The 18,943-nt window shown below is 57.9% G+C and carries 15 protein-coding genes; 7 read left to right on the forward strand and 8 right to left on the reverse strand.

Going from position 1 to position 18,943, the window contains the following annotated elements; translation table 11 throughout:
* Positions 1 to 136: 136 nt before the first annotated feature.
* Both FH061_RS11220 and FH061_RS11225 read left to right on the forward strand, forming a co-directional pair.
* On the forward strand, positions 137 to 1,429 hold the full coding sequence (locus FH061_RS11220) for a J domain-containing protein (RefSeq protein WP_151635918.1): 1,293 nt from the start codon (positions 137 to 139) through the stop codon (positions 1,427 to 1,429).
* A gap of 117 nt (positions 1,430 to 1,546) precedes the next feature.
* Positions 1,547 to 2,194, forward strand: coding sequence for a hypothetical protein (locus tag FH061_RS11225; protein WP_151635919.1), 648 nt, complete (start codon positions 1,547 to 1,549; stop codon positions 2,192 to 2,194).
* A 232-nt stretch (positions 2,195 to 2,426) separates the two neighbouring features.
* On the opposite strand, the gene FH061_RS11230 is transcribed toward FH061_RS11225, so the two are convergent.
* Both FH061_RS11230 and FH061_RS11235 read right to left on the reverse strand, forming a co-directional pair.
* The gene (locus tag FH061_RS11230; RefSeq protein ID WP_151635920.1) at positions 2,427 to 4,691 is read right to left on the reverse strand and encodes a hypothetical protein; all 2,265 of its coding nucleotides are present in this window, start codon (positions 4,689 to 4,691) and stop codon (positions 2,427 to 2,429) included.
* Between the two features lie 532 nt (positions 4,692 to 5,223).
* Positions 5,224 to 5,745 (reverse strand): DUF2243 domain-containing protein, encoded by a 522-nt coding sequence (locus FH061_RS11235; protein WP_151635921.1) that lies wholly within the window; start codon positions 5,743 to 5,745, stop codon positions 5,224 to 5,226.
* A gap of 224 nt (positions 5,746 to 5,969) precedes the next feature.
* On the opposite strand from FH061_RS11235, the gene FH061_RS11240 reads away from it, so the two are divergent.
* A complete protein-coding gene (locus FH061_RS11240; protein WP_151635922.1) occupies positions 5,970 to 6,920 on the forward strand; it encodes a rhodanese-like domain-containing protein in 951 nt (316 codons plus the stop codon).
* Between the two features lie 327 nt (positions 6,921 to 7,247).
* On the opposite strand, the gene FH061_RS11245 is transcribed toward FH061_RS11240, so the two are convergent.
* The 3 genes from FH061_RS11245 to FH061_RS11255 all read right to left on the reverse strand — a co-directional run bounded on the left by FH061_RS11245 (position 7,248) and on the right by FH061_RS11255 (position 9,841).
* A complete protein-coding gene (locus FH061_RS11245; protein ID WP_225984605.1) occupies positions 7,248 to 7,859 on the reverse strand; it encodes a GNAT family N-acetyltransferase in 612 nt (203 codons plus the stop codon).
* A gap of 419 nt (positions 7,860 to 8,278) precedes the next feature.
* Positions 8,279 to 8,824, reverse strand: a complete 546-nt coding sequence (locus FH061_RS11250; protein WP_151635923.1) for an SRPBCC family protein — start codon at positions 8,822 to 8,824, stop codon at positions 8,279 to 8,281.
* 795 nt (positions 8,825 to 9,619) lie between these two features.
* Positions 9,620 to 9,841, reverse strand: a complete 222-nt coding sequence (locus FH061_RS11255; RefSeq protein WP_151635924.1) for a hypothetical protein — start codon at positions 9,839 to 9,841, stop codon at positions 9,620 to 9,622.
* A 472-nt stretch (positions 9,842 to 10,313) separates the two neighbouring features.
* On the opposite strand from FH061_RS11255, the gene FH061_RS11260 reads away from it, so the two are divergent.
* Together FH061_RS11260 and FH061_RS11265 are read left to right on the forward strand one after the other, a co-directional pair.
* On the forward strand, positions 10,314 to 10,700 hold the full coding sequence (locus FH061_RS11260; protein WP_192805016.1) for a DUF4148 domain-containing protein: 387 nt from the start codon (positions 10,314 to 10,316) through the stop codon (positions 10,698 to 10,700).
* A 436-nt stretch (positions 10,701 to 11,136) separates the two neighbouring features.
* Entirely contained in the window at positions 11,137 to 14,046 is a 2,910-nt protein-coding gene (locus FH061_RS11265) for a hybrid sensor histidine kinase/response regulator (protein ID WP_151635926.1), read from the forward strand.
* 85 nt (positions 14,047 to 14,131) lie between these two features.
* On the opposite strand, the gene FH061_RS11270 is transcribed toward FH061_RS11265, so the two are convergent.
* From FH061_RS11270 to FH061_RS11280, 3 genes are all read right to left on the reverse strand, one after another.
* Entirely contained in the window at positions 14,132 to 15,340 is a 1,209-nt protein-coding gene (locus FH061_RS11270; protein WP_151635927.1) for an FAD binding domain-containing protein, read from the reverse strand.
* A gap of 16 nt (positions 15,341 to 15,356) precedes the next feature.
* Positions 15,357 to 15,806, reverse strand: coding sequence for a VOC family protein (locus tag FH061_RS11275; RefSeq protein ID WP_151635928.1), 450 nt, complete (start codon positions 15,804 to 15,806; stop codon positions 15,357 to 15,359).
* Positions 15,807 to 15,916: 110 nt separating this feature from the next.
* The gene (locus tag FH061_RS11280; RefSeq protein WP_151635929.1) at positions 15,917 to 16,621 is read right to left on the reverse strand and encodes a TetR/AcrR family transcriptional regulator; all 705 of its coding nucleotides are present in this window, start codon (positions 16,619 to 16,621) and stop codon (positions 15,917 to 15,919) included.
* A gap of 145 nt (positions 16,622 to 16,766) precedes the next feature.
* Here FH061_RS11280 and FH061_RS11285 point away from each other — a divergent pair, with 145 nt between their 5' ends.
* Positions 16,767 to 17,978: an ABC transporter substrate-binding protein gene (locus tag FH061_RS11285; protein WP_151635930.1), complete on the forward strand. Its 1,212-nt coding sequence runs from the start codon at positions 16,767 to 16,769 to the stop codon at positions 17,976 to 17,978.
* A 77-nt stretch (positions 17,979 to 18,055) separates the two neighbouring features.
* A complete protein-coding gene (locus FH061_RS11290; protein ID WP_151635931.1) occupies positions 18,056 to 18,940 on the forward strand; it encodes a branched-chain amino acid ABC transporter permease in 885 nt (294 codons plus the stop codon).
* Positions 18,941 to 18,943 lie beyond the last annotated feature (3 nt).

Consider the following 18,943-nt stretch of genomic DNA (forward strand, 5'->3'; position numbering starts at 1 on the left):
GCAGGGATCAGGCAAACCTGGAAACCGGCCGAATGCCACGCGCGGCGACGCGTCGTAGCGGGTCTGTTGGCCGCCCCACAGCGACTCAACAGCATCATGTCGTCCAAGTTCGTCTGGTACTTAAAGATAGAAAAACATGAATGTTCGATTCAACCCGGGAGTCAATCACTTCGGAGCCTCGAAAGTGGCAGGCGAGGCGAAGACCCAAGGCGCTGCGCCAGGCCCGAGCCAGCCAGGCGCCTCGAAACTGAACAATACATTTTCCAGCTTCAAGCCGGAAAACCTCGCCTCGAAAGCCAGTGCTTTCCCGATGTCGGACATCCATGCGGCCACGAATTTCGCCGGCGCCCGCATGCGTTCGTTCGAATCCGACATGCGCCAGAAGATGGGCGCGCAAGCCGGAGCCCGGACAGCGGGAAGCGGAACCGCCAGCGGAGCGGGTAGCGCAAGAGCGCCAGGGCCTGCTGCGGCTGCCAACCGGTTTACTCCCTTGACAGGATGGTCGGCGCCCGACGCCCGAGGCGTACATTGGCGTACGGTGCGCGACAATGCGACCGGCCTCCACCAGGGAGAATTCTTCAATCCGCGCACTGGAATGTCGGGGAAAGCCACCCCGTGGTCTGCTCCGGACGGCAGCGGAATACGGACAAGGTCCTTGCAAGACAAGACAGGCAAGCAATGGGCCGAGCATTTCAATCCCCAAACCGGCCGCATCTCTTTTACCTTCCCATGGTCCCCTCCGAGCCCCACCGGTGACGTTTCGCGCGCCACGATCAGGGAAAACGGCGAAACCTGGCACGAGGTCATGAATTCCAGGACCGGCAAGCATCTCTGCTCCTCGCCGTTCGTTCTCAGGAACGGCGTGCAGCAGCGCCAGGTCTACGATTGCAAGGCAAGGCAGATGTGGCACGAGAGCATCGATGGCAGGACCGGTGCACATACCTCCGTCACAGCCTGGTCCCGCCCGGATCCGTTTGGCGCATGCACGCGCACGATGTACGACCACAAGACGGGCCAGTCCCACACCCAGGTGTTCCGTCCGCACGCACATGGCGGCAATACCGGTCACACTGGCAACACTGGCAACACTGGTAATACTGGTAATACTGGTAATACTGGTAATACTGGTAATACCGGTCACACAGGCAACACGGGCAATACCGGTGGAGCGTCCGGCGCCGGCGGCACCGGGCGGGAATCGGCCGAGGTCAGGAAGAAAAAGGAAATAGACGATGCAGTCAGTGCCATAGGACTGGATCCCGCGAAGAATCCGTCGCCGGCCGAAATCAGGACGGCATACCGGAAGGCGATGCTCAAATGGCATCCCGATAGAAACAAGAGCGACCCTCCGGACGTCGTCGCAGAGAACTCACGGAAGATCAACAACGCCAGGGACCAACTGGTGAAACTCGGCATTCTCGACAATTGATCGAAACGGCCGGCATCGACCGCCACACCGGCAATCGGGGAGCAAAACTTCAAGCGATGAAACGGCAGATACATCGTTCGCCGACGTCGGAAAACCAGTCCAAGGAATGACCAGACCATGAACCTCGACGCCCAGCCGCCCCGGATTCCCGACAGCGCGGATCAGCCAACGGTTGACCTTTCAGCCGGAAGCATGGAATCGTCGCCTTTGCATGCGCCGAATGCGGCTCCGCCAGAGATCCCCGAGTCGCTGCAGCCGCCCGACTTCATGCCGCCGGCCCTGGGCGGACCGGACGACGATCCCGGAAAGCCGCCGCTTCCGGCACAGACCATGGGCAATGCCGCCGTGGACGAAGCGCATCAGCCGCCGTCCGCGACGATCGTAGAGGAGCTTGCTCCATTCGACCCGGCCGTGATCGCCGCCCTTGCCGCCGATCCCGCCAGGCGGCGGGAACTGGAACATATGCAGTCTCTGGCCAGGAATATGTTTCATGCCACCGTGGACAAGGTGTACGCGATGCTGCCCTCGCGAACGGCAACGCGTTCGGCAACGCCTCTACCGAAAGAGCCGGCCAATATCCGGAGGCTCATGGTAGCCCAGCGGCAAGCGGAGATGCTGAGCGCGGAACGGCGTGCGGTTGCCGAAGGCATTGTCGTGGGCTGCCTGATCAATGTCGATAACCCGCAATGGGATCCGATGGTGCCGGAGACTGGCAAGGCGCAGTCCCAAAGCGCAATGGCGACATTGCTGCGCATGGAGTTGTAGCCGGACTGCCATGGCGCTTTCATATCAGGATGAGAAAACCGGAGTCCGAAACGAGCTCGAAAGCAATCGAAATGCACGCCTGAAACAATGCGGAAAGCATGCGGGATTTCAAGACGCTTCCCGATACCATCAGCGCCATCCGGCTTCGCATCGAACGTGCAGCCGGCAACCGTCCAGGCCCCCTGCGGCGCTTGGATGAAGCGCGGTCACCGTGACGGAGCGCAACTGCTTATTAAAGCAGGTCTATGCCATCTTCATCCTGTTCCTGCTGTTCCTGCTTTACCTGCACCGAACCACTCGGGCCGGCGGTGTCTTCAGTGTCAATGGTGTAGCCGCGGCCATAGTATCCCTTGAGCTGCTTGTCCTTCTCCACCGGGCGGATCTGCAGTCCGAAAACGGCTTTCATGGCGCGGGGAACGCCATCCTTATCGGTGATATCCACCTGCGCCGTTCCAAAGACGACATTGCATCTGCTCTCGTCGCTTCGGACTATCCCGCTTTGCTGTTTCCTTGTTCCCGTATTCATGCACCGCATCTGGTTGCCGAACCCCAGCGTCGCCAGCGTATTCCCGGCCCCGCCCGCGATTCCCAGCGCTATGCCGTTTGTCGCCAGGTAGCGCTCGCCGATCTCTTCCCCGAGCTTGTCCAGATAAATGCCCCTGGCTTCATCATCCAGCTCGATGCCCGAGAAGATGCCTACGATGCGGCCATAGGCCGCCAGCGGCTGCTTCTCCGTCTCATACTGCTCGAGCAGCACGCCGTATTCCGGATTGGTTCCGTCTCCCACCAGCGCGGCGACTTCGTCCGGCTCGCAGTTTTCCTCGCGCAGGCGTTCGACCTTCTGATTCTGGTAACACGCTGGCGTTTCGTGTTTCTTGACCGCGTTCAGATAATCGGTGATGCCATCCTTGACGATTTTCTCGAACTGATCCTTCCTCATTTTTTTCGGCAGGGGGGCGGTGGAATTCTTCTCCGCCAGGGAGATATTGATTAACGGCAGCCCGTCCATGTACAGCTTGTACAAATGATCGATGTCGTGAACCGCCACGTTGCCGATGACGACATTGCCGGCACACCGGGTTGGCTCTGCGGGTTCGCAGAATGCGGGATGAACCTGGCCGAAGTTGTGCACGTCTCCCCATGGCCATCTCTTGTTATGCTCCGGCTTGAACTGGTAAGCCTCTTCCTGGAAGATCGGCGGCAGAGGTTCCGACACGACTCCCACCGGTTCGACGTTTTCATCAAATACCGTTCTTGTCCTGTTCACGCTCCAGCTGCTATGCACCTCGCTGCTTTCGTTTTCCTGGATCACGACATTGACCTGATTGTCGGCAAGCCGGGGCTCGCTCGCTTCGCCTTTCATTTCCAGTCGTTTTTTGTAGTCCTGCATCGGCTGGCCTTCCAAGGTTCTTCTTAGAAAACTTCTTGTCATACTGATGTTCTTGTTGTTACCAATGCGGTGGTTAATGAATTTTTTTTCAAACGTTAAAACGTGTTGCACCTGCTCCTCAGAATTCAATTCAAGAAATTCTTTATCACTCATTTTTTGAGAATAAGGAACCAGGGGTAGAAACAGCTGATATCTCCTGAGCTGAGCATCACTTCTATTAACCCAAGTACTCGCTTTGGTGGCCTTGAGTCTCTGCATCTCTTCGGAAAACACATGATCCATCGGTAGCGGGAAGTGATGGGCTCGATATTCCAATAATGCGCTTTTCAGTCTGGTCGGTTGCCGCTCTGTTTCGGCATAGAGTTCGCTCATCTGCTTCAGCATTGCATCGAATCCCTTGCTGCCGTCAATGAAGATGTACGGGTCCATGTCTTTCATTGCCAGATGCATATCGGCAGCAATGAACGAACCCATCATGCCTGACGGCATCGCATCCATATCCATGTCAGACATCAGTGCATTCTGTATCGGTAATGGAGGAAATGTAACTTCTCGAAGAGGGGAAACAGACTCCGTGGCAGGCTTCATTTTGCCATTGGCAAATTCTGAAAAGTTTTTAAAGTTGCCAAGACAATGCAGGATCCTTTCGCTGGAGTCCAGATACTTATCTATGCGGCGCACCTCCTTGCACTTTACCGCTATAGCGGCAGACGGGGCGGCCTCTTTGGCTTTCAGTCCTGCATCCTTGCGCTGCTTAGCGTAAGCCTTCAATTGGGTTTCCTTATCTTCCTCTGCTTTCTCGGAAAATTTTTCAAGAAAGTCGTCTACAGACTTTACCTCTTCGTTCCGAACGGCTGCTTCCGCATGCCCCAGCAACGCGTACAGATAGGATGCCTTTTGATACCCAGCGGGCAGAACGTCCAAGGCCGTCCCGACATGGCTGTGACATTTAATATCGCTGTAGACCGTTACGCCGCCCCCTGAAGCTTGTGCATCGGCGGCCTTGTACTCCTTGCGTGGCCTGCTGCTGCCGGAAGCCCCCGGCGTTGACAGCCCGGCTTGTTCTGCGGTCCTCTTGGAGTGATTTTTGCCGAGCAAGAGCCGCATCGCATTTCCACGCCCCGTACCCGGTGGAACGCTCGGTCCCGGCTGCGGCGATGCATGACTTTGCGCCGGCGATGGCTGAGGTTCCGGTGTCAGCTCTCCCGGCGGGGAGGATAAGGGTGATGAAAGGGGAGTAAGCGTGCTGCTGCGACGTGTCATTGATGGCCTTCCAGGAAGATTGCCTGTTTGCGCCTGGTTCCCGGGAACGCACGCTAGCGGGCAGGCAATGGTTATTCACGCCGCATGAGTGGAAGATTTGGCGGCGCGGTTCCATTGCGCTTGATGAAGTCAAGCGCCTGCTTCGGTCGGTATTCAATGATTTTTCGACTTGCGCCGACAGGCATATTGCATTGCGGCGCCAGCGATAAAACTGAATGACGGCATGCATCACTGATGCGCGGCAGTCAATCTGGTGACTGACGTCATTTGCCCTCATACGTCATGTGTAAACGCGCACCAGGGAAATTCACGCGTCCGACCCGCCTGAACCGCGCCTGCCGTCCGGCGCCGCGGCCAGGACCATTACCCGCTAGCGTTACTGCACCCGCCGCAGGTGCGGCTTGCGCGCCTCGGTGCGCCGCCGTCCCGAGCGCAGCAGCCACCATCCACCCGCGAGCATCGCCGCGCCCCAAGCGAGAAAGGCGATATCCCAGGCCAGCCATTGATCCTGCGGCACGGTCTCGTTCACATGATGGATCTGCAGGATCTGGTGATTGACGATGCCTTCGACCAGATTGAAGATGCCGAACCCCATCAGCATGCTGCCGACCAGCATGCGGCCCGACCACCACAGATGCCGGCGATGCGCGGCGCGCCACAGCAGGACCAGTCCGATCACGACGAACACATATGTCGATGCGTGGAACAGGCCGTCCCACAGGGTGTTGAATTCCAGGTTGGCAACGCTGTCGGGAGGATAGCCGGCGCTGGTGAACATGTGGTGCCACTGCAGGATCTGGTGCAGTACGATGCCGTCGAAGAAACCGCCGAGGCCCAGGCCGAAGAAAATGCCTGCCGCCGTCGGGAAACGCGGACCTTCACCGCCTTGTTGGTTCATGGTGTATCCGTGATAATGAGACCGGGGTTGATACCTGATGCGATGAACGGTGGCGGGAAAAGTTCAGGCAGGATCAACTTTGTTCCAACAGGCATGGAAATTACCGTGATTCACCTCCTTTGGACCGGTTTTCCCCGCACCTGCCGGCATGCGGACGATGCCGCCTGCTGTAACCTGGTCCAAGCTGCGGTACCATGCATGGCATCCCGCCAAGCGAACACATCATGTCCCACCTGCTGCAACTGATCGAGCAATACGGCCTCGCCGCCGTGTTCTTCAATGTCCTGATCGAACAGGCCGGGGTGCCGGTGCCCGCCTATCCGACCCTGGTGCTGACGGGAGCGCTGGCCGACCAGGGTGCCTATTCACCGGCGCTGCTGCTGGCCGTCGCGGTACTCGGCGCCGTCATTGCGGATGCCGGCTGGTATCTCGCCGGACGTCGCCATGGCCGCCGCATCCTGTCGCTGCTGTGCCGCATGTCGCTGTCGGTGGATACCTGCGTGCGGCAGACGGAAAGCATTTTCGCCAGATGGGGAGCGCCTTCGCTGCTGGTGGCGAAGTTCATTCCCGGCTTCGGCTCGGTGGCGAGCGCCATGGCCGGCGCGACGGGCGCGAGGAGCGGCAGCTTCCTGTTTTTCGACATGCTGGGCGCTGCGCTGTGGGCCGGATCGGCCATTCTCATCGGCGGCCTGTTCAGCTCCACGGTGGAAGACCTGCTGAGCGTGCTCGAGCAGCTGGGCACGATAGGATTGCTGCTGATCGGATGCGCGCTGGCCGCTTTCGTGGCCACCAAGTGGTGGCAGCGCAGGCTGTTTCTCAAGACGCTGCGCATGGCGCGCATTTCCCCGGAAGAACTGTATCGCCTGCTGGAGGAAGGCGGCCGTCCGACCATCATCGACGTGCGGCCTGCCGGTGCGCAGAAGGACGGACGCATTCCGGGCGCGCTGGCGGTGGCGCATGACTTCTCGTCGGGCCTGCCGCAGGGCGCCGATCCCGAGCTGGATGAAGTCATTGTCTATTGCGCCTGCCCCAACGAGGCATCCGCGGCCATCGTGGCCAGGGAACTGATGAAACGGGGATACCGCCGGGTGCGGCTGCTGCACGGCGGTATCGACGCATGGACCGCCAGCGGCTATTCGATCGAGGGCACGCCGCAGCAGGCGGCCGTTTCCTGAACCGTTCCTGTTTTTCTCCCTGCTTCTTGAAGCGCTCGGGATCGAAGACGATGAAAATCGATCTTGCCGAAGTCTTTCGGCGGCCGGTAGGTTTGAATCGTCGGCTTGTCGGGCACGCTAGAGGGTTTTCGCCCTGACCGACTTAGTCGAAGTCAAAGTCAAAGTCAAAGTCAAGGCCGAGGCAGATTGCCGCTGGAATAAGGCATGACGACGCGACATGGCCAAGCCATGTCCTGCCCCGACGAATGAACGGGCGCGGCCCCATGGCAGCAGCATGGCTGCAGCCGCCGGCAATACCATGACACGCCTGCTTGCCGGTCTGCCCCGCTATGCATGCCATTCCTGCCAAATGCTGCGGGCAAGGCGGTACAGGCAATGCCGGCGCAAAGCATGTCCCTCAGGCACGCCGGGGTGATCGAAGTCGCGCGGGTCGCGGCGCATGCCCAGCTTGCGCATCACGGCCTGCGAAGGCAGATTGGGCAAGGCGGTGAAGGAGACGATTTCCGGCAGGGCCAGTTCTTCGAAGCCGAAGCGAAGCGCCCGCCCAGCCGCTTCGGTCGCATAGCCCTTTCCCCAGTGCGCATGCGCCAGCCGCCAGCCGATTTCAATACCGGAGCCGAAAGGCATGGCGCGCATCGCATCGCTCGTATCGCTTATATTGCGCAAGCCGACGAAACCGATGAACTCGGCATGGCTGCGCGTTTCGACCGCCCAGAAACCCCAGCCGTCGCGCGCGATGAGCTGGCACAGGCGTCCGGCCAAGGCATTGCTCTGCTGCGTATCGAGCGGCGCGGGGAAATGCTCCATCACCTGGGGATCGGCATTCATCGCCGCAAACGGTTCAAGGTCGCGCCTTTGCCATTGCCTCAGGATCAGGCGTTCGCTCACCAGCATGAACGGCTGGTCGCCATCGAATGCGTTTGTTGACAGTCTTTCCATTTTTTCCAGCCATATGGGGGCTTTCCGGCGGGAGATTTTACGCGCAAACCGATCGCCGGTCCGCGCTGGCTTGACCATGTCTCGGGTTTGCCGTCAGCGCGTTCGCGTCAGCGGAAGGAGGGAAAGGCAGGTGGAATGCTTCGTCGCCACGTCGACAGGCGCGAGCAGGACAATGCAGCGGATTGGAACCGCGGCTTTCAGCTGCATGGACCAGGAAAGAATGAAAAGGGATGGGGAAGCGCAGGAACGATCGGCCGGAAGGGGCCGAACAGGAGGCCTCAACCGGTCACGGCCGGGGCCTCCCTTTGCAGCATTGCAAGGACCATGGCATCAAGCAACCATAGTCCTCAAGCCAGAGAACAACAGAAACGATCAGAGGACGCCAGGGACGCTGAGCGTCTTGCACGCCCGGTTGCCGCTCAGTGCTGCGTGACCGAACCGCGCCAGGCGCCGGTTTCCCCGCCACGGTCTTCGAGCAACTGCTTGAAGCGCTTCAGGTTGCCCTGGGTCTGCATCTTCACCAGGCCGAGGGTATCGCCGACCTGCTCGTCGATGCTTTGCGGCTCGTAGTCCATCTGCAGCATGATGCGGGTGGTGCTTTCATTGATCTTGTGGAAGGTCACGACACCGGCATTGGGAACGCCGGTAATGCTGCGCCAGGCGATCCGCTTGTCGGGGATCTGCTCGGTGATCTCGGAATCCCACTCCTCTTCCTTGCCGGCCACCGAAGCACGCCAGTGAAGGTGGGTGTCATCAATCTGCCGGACTTCATGCACGCTATCCATGAACTTCGGGAAATCTTCAAACTGGGTGAACTGGTTATAAGCGGTGCTGACAGGCACATTGACTTCGATCGACGCTGTCGTCGAGGAACTCATGCCGGAACCGCGCGTTTTCTTGAATTGCTTGGAAAGAAGATAGCCGCCTACCGCCAATGCAGCTACTGTCGCTAATCTGTTGACCATGTTTTTCTCCGTAACATCGCTTTGATTACTCAGAACCTACTCTGAAGACCCAAGGTAGAACGATTGCCGGGGTCGTACCCCCTCTGCGCAGACTGGATGCACTGCTTACTTGTTGATGAGTCAGCACTTAAAAAGTTCGCCGTTGCGTTGATATTCGTTCAATAACGGCAGGCATGTTAACCAGGCGCAATGCGAGAAAGATTGCAGTCCCAAGGTATTGAGGACGTCGGCCTCAAGGCGCATGCCGAGAAAGGCATGCGGCATTTTCATGGTGGCAACGGTTCATTCATACCATGAACAAGCGCAAGACGAGGCTGTCGCGAGCACTCCGTTTCCGTATGCTGCAGTGTCGCTGGCGAACTATTCATTAAGGTCGGTCTGGCTAGGAAGAGAGTGTTCTAACAGCGCAATCCGAACCAGACAAAGCGTCTATCCGCTTCCGTCGAGCACCCGCAATGCGGGCAAAATACTTTTCCGAGATTTTCGGGGGTGGAAATGGTTGGAACAAGTTTGACCGCACGATAAGGCCGGCCGCAGGATGTATTGGCACACCATACGGTATTGTCGGAATCCGCCTCCTGGTCTTTCTTGTACATCGAACACCTCTTGATGAATCATGCTGCAGATATGGAAAGCGTAAGCGCCACTGCCCATGCTTGCCGCAAAGTAGCTGTATCAAGGGTAAAGAAGTGTAACTCAGGGGCGGGTATCTGAGTATCGCATGACGCCTCGCAATTCATCGAACTATTAAGTAAAGCAAGTCGCGTTGCGAGGGTGTGGAGAAGCAAGATTTACTCAATTGCTTGCAAAGCATGGCATGCCTGCATTCAACGCCACCTCAGGTCTGCCAGGCTGATTTGATCCACCGTATGCTGGAATAACATCGATGATATTGCCGCGCAGGAAGCGGCATGTTCCGCTCCGCTGCGCAATGCTAAGAGCAAAGGCCCAAAGTGTCTTCGGCAAATAATCATTATGCGGCGAGCGCTTGAGGATATTCGACAGACCGAGTGTCATGTCGATGCAGATGACCGGGCGTACCCCGGGAAGCCCGGAGCGGATTGCATGGGGTGTACGGCCGCCTCGTTCCGTCGCGGCTCATGGCTTCTTCGGCCAATCTTGTTGGAAGTGATCGCTATGCCAAACGGCTCCGTCAAAGCTGCAACATAACGCGGCGGACCGCTTTACGTTGATCCATTTCCCCGGTAACCAAGGCAAGGCGTCGCGTCGACATGCGTGAGATTAGAACCGATGTCCTTCCCGGGCAGATGGCGCTTTGCATCACTCACTGACTATCCTTCCACCGCCACCCTTGATGCGCTGAGCGTTCCACCGGCATTGTACGTTCGTGCTGCACAGTGTTTGCAACGACAGGCGATTTATCTTAATCCGGCCGGTTAATACAATAGCTTCATCGATGAGAAACAAGTCATCGCAACCCAGAGAAGCACCAATCAATCCCGCCATTACATACTTAGGAAAAAATAAAATGAAAGCTACCAATCTGTTTGCCGCCATCGCCACTTTCGCTGTTGCAGGTTCCGTTTTCGCTCAGGAATACGCTCAACCTGGCGCCGGCTTCGTATCCACGAAATCCCGTGCCGAAGTACAGGCTGAATTGCTCCAGGCTCGTGCGAGCGGCTCGCTGCACATCAGTGAGAGCGCCTATCCGGCGATCCCCTCCGCCACGTCAGCCAAGTCGCGCCGCGAGGTGCAAGCGGAACTGGCACAAGCCCGTGAGACCGGTGCTTTGCGCGTGCTCGACCATGAGTATCCGGTCGTTCGGATCAGCGGTACCTCGAAGTCACGCGAGCAGGTACGCGAGGAACTCGCCAGGGCTATGGCTAATGGTGAAGTCGTCGAGCTGAGCAACTGATATGCATAGCACAAGCCCCGGGGAGCATGATCATGCGTCATGATTTCTCTCCAGGGCTGCCGAACCAGGGAAGTCACCCGGTCTTTCATTTTGCGGGCGACTCATCAGTGCGGCAACAGTTAACCATAGCTGCCGGTCACATGTCCTACATCAGCAGACATGCAGGCATCATTGACCAGTTTGAAGAATAGAAACTACGATAATTCGTCAACATTAGCCAAAAAGACAAGTGCCACCTGTTCCAGTTCCGCCGCGGGCGTCGTTGTTTACTGCCGCCGTCGTCTTCGACGAGCGGAATTCAGACCTGCCTAACGACGTTGGTCGGCGCGCGTATAAAACGGGTGCCGCAACAACAATGTTTCAGATGACATTTTCAGGCGGTCAAGATTGGCTTCAGGCGCTTGCCCTGCCTGTTTGCTATCCTTAATATGACGGCATGAATCAAATGCCGACAAATGCGAAAGCTAATCCCCCCGGGAAGCAAGCGCAGGAAACCGATCCAAACACAAATGTGGGTGGCGCCGCTTCTGGCGAAGATGCGTTCCGTGCCGCCACCGACTGTTTCCCGGGCCTGCTTTGGACTGCTTTGCCCGGTGGCGAGGTCGATTTCCATAACTTGCGGTGGCTCGAGTACACAGGCATGAGTCTTGAGGATTCATGCGGTTTCGGGTGGCGCGACGCTTACCATCCCGCAGATATCGATAACCTGGCGTCGACCTGGCAGCGGGTTGTCGCAGCCGGCACTGCCGGTGAAGCGAAGGCGCGCCTCCGACGCTGGGACGGCGCGTACCGATGGTTTCTCGTTCGAGCGTATCCACATCGGGACGATCAGGGAAACCTGGTCAAGTGGTACGGTCAGAACATCGATATTGACGACTTCAAACGGGCCGAGGAAATGCTTGCAGGCGAAAAACTGCTCCTCGAACGTATTGCCCGTGGCGGTCCTCTGCGCGAAACGCTGGATCTTCTTTGTCGCATAGTGAACGATACGATAGCCGGTACCTCCTGCGCGGTGATGCTGCCGACATTGGATGGAAGCGCACTGGAATTCGGGGCAGCGCCTACGCTTCCGCCGGAATTTCTGCGCCAGGCCGACCGGCACGTTCCCAACACTGTCTTCGACCCGGCATCGCAGCATAACCCGGGGTTCAGCTCCTCGCATGGCGACGTAAGCGGCAGCGCGCAGTGGCAGTCCTACGTGCAGAATGCTTCGTTGCACGGCTTGCGCACGATTTGCATCGTGCCGATTGTTTCCTCGGCGGGCTTGGTCCTTGGCAGCTTCAATCTGCATGCAACGGTGCTTCATGACTTCAGTGGAGATCAGAGAATCTATCTGGACCAACTGATACAGCTTGCTGCGGTTGCCCTGGAACGCGACTACATTGATGCGGCGCTCAAGGAAAGCGAGGAGCGTTTCCGCCTGATGGCGGAAACTACGCCGGACGTGATCTGGGTTACCGAGTTCGGCCCGGAGCGCGTGCTCTACGTCAGCCCAAGCTTTGAAAGGTTGTGGGGTCACAAGGTCGAGGATCTTTACAAGGATTCCCGGCTGTGGATCGACAGGATTCACCCCGATGACGCGCAGCGCGTATCGAGTGTGTTCGAGCACGCCGTTTCGATGAATATAAACAGCCGCTACGATATCAACTATCGTCTGTTGCATCCTGACGGGACGTTTTCGTGGATCTTCGAGCGCGGCGTGTTCGTGCATAACCCCGTAACCCATACCTTGCGCGCCAGCGGCATTTCCACCGACGTCACGAAGCAGAAGCAAGCCGAGGAAGCGCTCAAGGCGTCCCAGGAACGCTTCGCCCTGGCTGTGGCAGCGTCGACTGACGGCATCTGGGACTGGGATATAAAGCGCGACACCATGTTCATGTCAAACAGGGCGCAATGTATCTTTGGCCTCGAAGCCACCGAGACGGAGCGGCGTCTGAGCCACTGGAGACAGACCGTACGCGTGCACCCGAACGACGCCGACGTCCTCGGACAGGAGCTTGAAGCCTATCTTGCGGGGAAGACCCTCGTGTACGACCATGAACTCCGTGTTCTGAACTTGACCGGAGAGGTCAAGTGGATACGCGTGCGTGGTCAATGTGTGCGAGACCTCAATGGAGAACCAACCAGGTTGGCGGGCTCGGTCAGCGATATCGACATGCAGAAGCGGACCGAAGCGTCTCTTGAACAATCCCGGCGATTGGAAGCGCTCGGGACTCTAGCCGGCGGCATTGCCCACGATTTCAATAATATCCTCGGCGCCGTACTGGGATACGGCGAGATGGCGCTGCGCGGAGCGACAAAGGATGCACGGCAGCTCAGGGATATCAACAGCATCATCAAGGCGGGAAAGCGTGGCAAGGAACTGGTGAGCCGCATTCTTGCGTTCAGCCGCAGTGGTGGCGCCGAACGCAGCAACGTCTCCGTGGACAAGGTGCTGCAAGAGACGCTCGGCATCTTGAATCCGACTTTGCCCCCGGGCATAAACATGGAAATCCGGATCGCCAGCGCCTTGCCGCCCGTTCACAGTGATCCTACGCAAATTCATCAAATCGTCATCAACCTGCTTACCAATGCGGTACATGCGATGCCCGAAGGAGGAACGCTTCAGATATCGCTCTCTACCGAGCTGGTGAGCGCAAAGCGACCTACCACGACCGGAACATTAAACAGCGGCAAGTATATTGTCCTGAGGGTGCAGGATACCGGCATTGGCATCAGCGCCGGCATCCTGACCCGGATTTTCGATCCCTTCTTTACGACGAAGGAAGTGGGGGTCGGTACCGGACTGGGGCTCACGCTGGTGCACGCGATGGTAGCGGACCTCGGCGGCACAATCGATGTGAACAGCACGCCTGGCGAGGGCACCCTCTTCATTGTGCGCCTGCCATGCGCCCGGGGCTCGGCGGAAACAGCCGCAACCGCGATAAGCGACGAGAACAGTCGATGCCCGGGCTTGCCAAGCCAGGTCATCGGCCAACGCGAGCACATATTGATCGTCGATGACGAAGAAGCGCTGGCGCAGTTATCCGCAGAAATTCTCGACGAGGTTGGCTTCGTGCCGCATGTTTGCACATCCGGGAAGGCGGCATTGAAAGCATTCCAGGATAATCCAGGCCGTTACAGCATGCTTCTGAGCGATGAACGGATGCCACACATGTCCGGCTCGACGCTGGCTGCGGAAATCCGAAAGATTAGACCGGCAATTCCTGTGCTCCTGGTCAGCGGCCACTTCGGCGATCCGGCAATGGCAGCCACAGAGGATAGTCGCTTGACCGAAATTCTCAGGAAACCCGTGCCGCGCGATGATCTCATCAATGCGGTTTCGCGCCTGCTTGCCGCGACCTGACCAGTGGTGAAGCCATACCGGTGAAGCACAAGGGCTGTACCTGCGTCGGTTGCGCGGACAAGCGGGAGGCTTGTCCGCCCAGAGATCAATGCAGCGCGAACTCGGGAGCCACTGCGGTTTCGGTCATTACAGCGTCCGGAGTCCGGTAGCGCTCCGCCATTTCCCTCTGCAGCTCTGTCTGCAACTGTGCCTGCATGTATGCACCCAGATGCCTGGCGTGGGCGACGATCTTCGTTCCGAATTCAACGCGTTCATCATTGAAGCGGCGCAGTCCTTCATCGATCCCCCATTGCGTGATCTGGTCCACAAGCGCCATGGCGTCGCCCGCCGCCTTCGTCACGCCCATGCCGCAATGGGGGCGCGCCACAAAGGCGGAATCGCCCAGCAGCGCAACCCGCCCGAATGCCATTGCCAGGCATTCCAGATCATAGATGGGCTGGAAAAAGGGTTGCGGTGTGCGGGCAATGACTTCTGCGAACTGCGGGGCCAGACGGGATTCCGCGACCTCGCGGATTTCCTGCATGACCTTTTTGCTGATGCAAGGAGGAGGAATGCCATTCTCGTGGACTTTGCCGACATCGTCCGTGAGCAGCCTTTGCAATTCGGCTTCGTCCGCAGGCCTGTACCATACAAAGTTATAGCGGCGTTTTCCGGGCTCCAGCGTATTCTGGGGGCCCGCCACGGGATAGCCGAGAATCTGCTCATGCGGAGGCAGGCAAAAGCTGAACCGGTTGAACAGTGTGGCATGCGTCTGCGGGGACAGATCAGCTTCTTCGACAAGGCCGCGCCAGGCAACATACCCGGCATATTCCGGCTTTACATCTTCCTGGTACTGCTTGCGCACCGTGGACCGTATGCCATCGGCACCAATCAGCAGATCACCGGTAGCATAGGTGCCGTCGGAAAATAATGCTGTGACCTGGCCGTCGGACTGAACCGTGTTGACCAGCTGCTTGCCGGCATGATACCGGTGACACGGGAATGCCTGCTTCAGCAGGCTATACAGGCGGCCCCAAGCCGTCAGTATCTGGGGATGATGGTATTCCCCGATGATGCGGCCAGTGCTGTCGAGGGTAATACGCCCGGGGACGGCGACACCGAGGGATTCGTCGACGGCTACGCCGATCCGGCGAAATGCGGAATCCATTTCAGCATGGGTCACCACACCGGCGCCGCGCTCGGCCAGCTCCTCCCCCACCCTTTCATACACATTGACATCCCATCCAGCCCGGTCCAGTAAATTTGCTGCCAGCAGGCCGCCCAGCGAGCCGCCGATCACAATTGCGCGTTTCATGTCTTCCTCCGATTCGTTAGCTCAATCCCAGTGCTTTTGCTTCTTCCGCCGGATAGTTGAGTTCAATGGTTACATTGCTTGGATCCTTGACGAACACCTGGTACAAGCCAAGGGATGGAACAATTCTCTCGGTAAATGGAAGATCCGCATCGCGTAGCCGCACACGCATGTCGGCAAGGCCGTCGGCGAGAAAGGCAACATGGTCTACTACGCCGGTGCCGACCAGGTCCGATTCCGACTTGTCTCCAAGGTAGTCCTTCAGGCCTTGGGGATTGCTCCGATCAATGCCGATGATGTGGACCACGCCAAAGTCGGCTTCATCCTCTCCCTTGTACAGCCAGATCCCGGGAAATTTGAAAGGTGGCCGGAAGCCCTCCTTGAACCCGAGAATGCTTGTGTAGAAGCGCCGGGAAGCTTCCAGGTCCGGAGTGCGAATGGAGTAATGCCCTAATTTACGAATGCCCATGTTGTCTCCTCAAAGTGGATATCCGAAATATAATTGATCAGTCGATCAATTGCAAGGCAAAAAATAACCGCGAATGCGCCGCGGTTATTCAATAAGATGCAAACCCAGGCCTAGCCCGCTGGATCGCATCGCATGGCACGCATGACGTTAGGCGCTCCTTCCAGGAACGCATGTACCTTTTGTTCGACCATATGGTCGACATCCCTTGGCACGGGAAGTCCATACACCCATTTCCGCATACCAACGTAAAAGATGCTGGCATGCATGCCCCAAACCAGTTCTATCTCGTCTTCATATTGAGCGGGAGTTGGCGGCGCAAGCTTGTACTCGTGATGCAGTTCCTGAAGGACCAGATCGAAGATACGTTCGCGCAGCCGCGTCAGGTAACGCTGGTTGATGCCTTCGCGTGTAAGGCCCGCGAAGATGAAGATGCGAATCCATTCACTTCGCAGAATAAATCTCGCATAATCCTTGTAATAACGCTTCATTCGATCTTTAAGCGGCTGCGAACGGTCCTTCAACCAGTCTTCCCAATCGGGGTTCCAGCGTGCCAGATACACCTCCTGGAAGACTCGGTCCACCAGTGCCTCCTTGTTGGGAAAATATCGGTAGAGCAATGGCTGGGTTATGCCTATTTCCTTGGCCAGTTCCCGCGTGCCGCCTGAAAAGCCGTGCGTGGCGAAGTACTTGATTGCCTTTTCGACAATCTGCTGTTCCCGCTCTTCCGGTGCCAGGCGCTTTCCTTTGGCTGCGGGTGCGGGGTCGCCGAGGTCGGACGTCTTCGGCATTGGTTTGCGCTGTGCTGTTGATTTCATCGTCTGTTGACCATCCTGTGTTTGACCCCTAGTATAGGCTCTTATTTATCGCTTGACAAACTAACTGGAGCGACCTATATTTATCACACGATAATTAAAAACATTCCACCACCCGATCAAGGGAAGCCAACTTCTTGGAGGCACTATGCAGAGCATTTCAACCTGGAAGCAAAAAAGCTTCTTTCTTTCCATGATGTTTTCCGTTTCCTTGACCGCGCATGCGCAGGGTGAACCTATCCGCATTGGCTTGCCGGTACCCTTGACCGGTGCCTATGGCGCGGAAGCAAAGGACCAGGTCAAGAATGCCGAGCTGGCCGTCAAGGAGTTCAATGACGCTGGCGGCCTTAACGGGCGGCGCGCCGAACTGGTCGTCCGGGATGACAGATTGAATCCCGGTGAAGCCGCAGCGAAGGCGCTCGAGCTGATTGAAAAAGACAAGGTCAACTTCATCGTCGGCGGGCTGTCGGCGGCGACGCAGCTGGCAATGAATAATGTCACCAAGCAGCGCAAGGTGCTCTACATATCGATCAGTCAGTCCGACGCCATCAATGAAGCGGCCGATTTCTCGCGCTACACCTTTCACGAGGCCCTCAACCCCACGATGACGACCGCGGCCGTCGGCAATCACGTCTTCAAGAAAGGAATGCGCATTGCATTCCTCACCGCCGACTATGCCTATGGCCATGAAATGACCCGCGGATTTACTCGTGTTGCCAAGGAAGTCGGCGCGGAGGTCGTTGGGGAAATCAAGCACCCCCTCGGCGCCGTCGACTATTCCACTTTCCTTCCGCGCCTGCAGGCCCTCAAGCCGGACATCCTGATCTTCAACAACTTCGGCCGCGATAACCAGGTTTCAATCAAACAGGCGTCGGAGTTCGGCATGAAGAAGTCGATGAAATTCGTCACGCCGATCCTGACCTATACCTCGCGCATGGCGACCGGTCCGGCTGCGTACGACGGCGTCATCGGCGGAACGTCCTACTTCTGGGGAATCGAAGACAAAATCCCCAGCGCAAAGACATTCAATGACCGCTACAAGGCACTCAATGGCGGCGTCTATCCCTCGGACTACGGTTCCATGGCTTACTCCGCGGTGCGTTCCCTGCTGACAGCGGTGAAGACGGCAGGCACGACCGATACGGAAAAGGTGGTCGATAGCCTTGCCGCGCTCAAGTACGACACCTATAAGGGGCCTCAGTACTACCGCAAGTGCGATCACCAGTCAGTCCAGTCCGTTCTGATCATCGAGTCCAAGAAGAGCGATGGCCGCAACCCGGCGGATGTGTTCAATGTACTGAAGACCGTCCCCGGCGACGAAAAGCTGCTGCGCAGCTGCGCGGAACTGGGCCACGTGTAAAAGGCCAGGGGCACCGGCCGCCATGGTCGCCATGGTCGCTCGGTGCACACATAGCAATCCAACAGAGGAGACAACTCATGGATGGCATCACATTTCAGCTGTTCGCCGTGCAGCTTTTCACCGGCCTCGCCCTCGGCGCGATTTACGTGCTGCTGGCGGTGGGACTGTCGCTAATCTTCGGAATGCTGACAGTCGTCAACTTCGCACATGGCGCATTTTTCATGGTTGGCGCCTACGCCGGCTACACCGTTTTTCAGTACATTCCCAACTTCTGGCTATGCCTGGTCGTCGTACCGGTTATCGTGTCACTGATCGGAATCGTGGCTGAACGTTTTCTGATCCGCCCCTTGTACGGTCGAGGCATCGACTACCCGCTGCTGCTGACCTTCGGCCTGGCTTACGTCATGGTCGAACTGGTCAGGATCACCTTCGGGAAACAGGGACTGCCGGTGGATACGCCTGAACTTCTGCAGAACTCGGTCGACATCGTCATCGGGCAATTCCCTGCGTATCGCCTGTTCGTCATTGGCGTGACGGCGCTGGTACTGGCCGGGCTCTGGCTTTTCATCGAGAAGACCTCGTTCGGTCTCATCATCCGGGCAGGCGCTCGCGATCCCCAGATTGTCCGCATCCTGGGGGTCGACGTAGGCAAGGTATGGCTGATTGTCTTTGGCCTGGGTACTGCCATCGCCGGGCTTGCCGGATTCCTTTCTGCGCCGATGCAGGGGATTACTCCCGAGATGGGCGGCAGTGTGCTCATCATCGCGTTTGTGGTGACGGTCGTCGGTGGCATGGGTTCCCTGGTGGGAGCAGTCATTGCCGGCCTGTTGATCGGGGTTGTTGAAAGCTTGTCCGTGCTGCTCTTCCCCGAGGCAGCAAAAGTGTCGATGTTCGTCATTATGGCGATCATCCTTTTAGTCCGCCCCCAAGGCCTGTTCGGCCGCGCCGGCTTGATGAGTTAACCG

The sequence above is a fragment of the Noviherbaspirillum aerium genome (assembly GCF_008929045.1).
Classification (GTDB): Bacteria; Pseudomonadota; Gammaproteobacteria; order Burkholderiales; family Burkholderiaceae_D; genus Noviherbaspirillum; species Noviherbaspirillum aerium.

What these genes read in the sequence shown, in the direction of transcription:
- FH061_RS11220 (WP_151635918.1), top strand. Translation starts at nt 137, where the DNA reads ATGAATGTTCGATTCAACCCGGGAGTCAATCACTTCGGAGCCTCGAAA.
- FH061_RS11225 (WP_151635919.1), top strand. Translation starts at nt 1,547, where the DNA reads ATGAACCTCGACGCCCAGCCGCCCCGGATTCCCGACAGCGCGGATCAG.
- FH061_RS11230 (WP_151635920.1), bottom strand. Translation starts at nt 4,691, where the DNA reads ATGCGGCTCTTGCTCGGCAAAAATCACTCCAAGAGGACCGCAGAACAA.
- FH061_RS11235 (WP_151635921.1), bottom strand. Translation starts at nt 5,745, where the DNA reads ATGAACCAACAAGGCGGTGAAGGTCCGCGTTTCCCGACGGCGGCAGGC.
- FH061_RS11240 (WP_151635922.1), top strand. Translation starts at nt 5,970, where the DNA reads ATGTCCCACCTGCTGCAACTGATCGAGCAATACGGCCTCGCCGCCGTG.
- FH061_RS11245 (WP_225984605.1), bottom strand. Translation starts at nt 7,859, where the DNA reads ATGGAAAGACTGTCAACAAACGCATTCGATGGCGACCAGCCGTTCATG.
- FH061_RS11250 (WP_151635923.1), bottom strand. Translation starts at nt 8,824, where the DNA reads ATGGTCAACAGATTAGCGACAGTAGCTGCATTGGCGGTAGGCGGCTAT.
- FH061_RS11255 (WP_151635924.1), bottom strand. Translation starts at nt 9,841, where the DNA reads ATGACACTCGGTCTGTCGAATATCCTCAAGCGCTCGCCGCATAATGAT.
- FH061_RS11260 (WP_192805016.1), top strand. Translation starts at nt 10,314, where the DNA reads ATGAAAGCTACCAATCTGTTTGCCGCCATCGCCACTTTCGCTGTTGCA.
- FH061_RS11265 (WP_151635926.1), top strand. Translation starts at nt 11,137, where the DNA reads ATGAATCAAATGCCGACAAATGCGAAAGCTAATCCCCCCGGGAAGCAA.
- FH061_RS11270 (WP_151635927.1), bottom strand. Translation starts at nt 15,340, where the DNA reads ATGAAACGCGCAATTGTGATCGGCGGCTCGCTGGGCGGCCTGCTGGCA.
- FH061_RS11275 (WP_151635928.1), bottom strand. Translation starts at nt 15,806, where the DNA reads ATGGGCATTCGTAAATTAGGGCATTACTCCATTCGCACTCCGGACCTG.
- FH061_RS11280 (WP_151635929.1), bottom strand. Translation starts at nt 16,621, where the DNA reads ATGAAATCAACAGCACAGCGCAAACCAATGCCGAAGACGTCCGACCTC.
- FH061_RS11285 (WP_151635930.1), top strand. Translation starts at nt 16,767, where the DNA reads ATGCAGAGCATTTCAACCTGGAAGCAAAAAAGCTTCTTTCTTTCCATG.
- FH061_RS11290 (WP_151635931.1), top strand. Translation starts at nt 18,056, where the DNA reads ATGGATGGCATCACATTTCAGCTGTTCGCCGTGCAGCTTTTCACCGGC.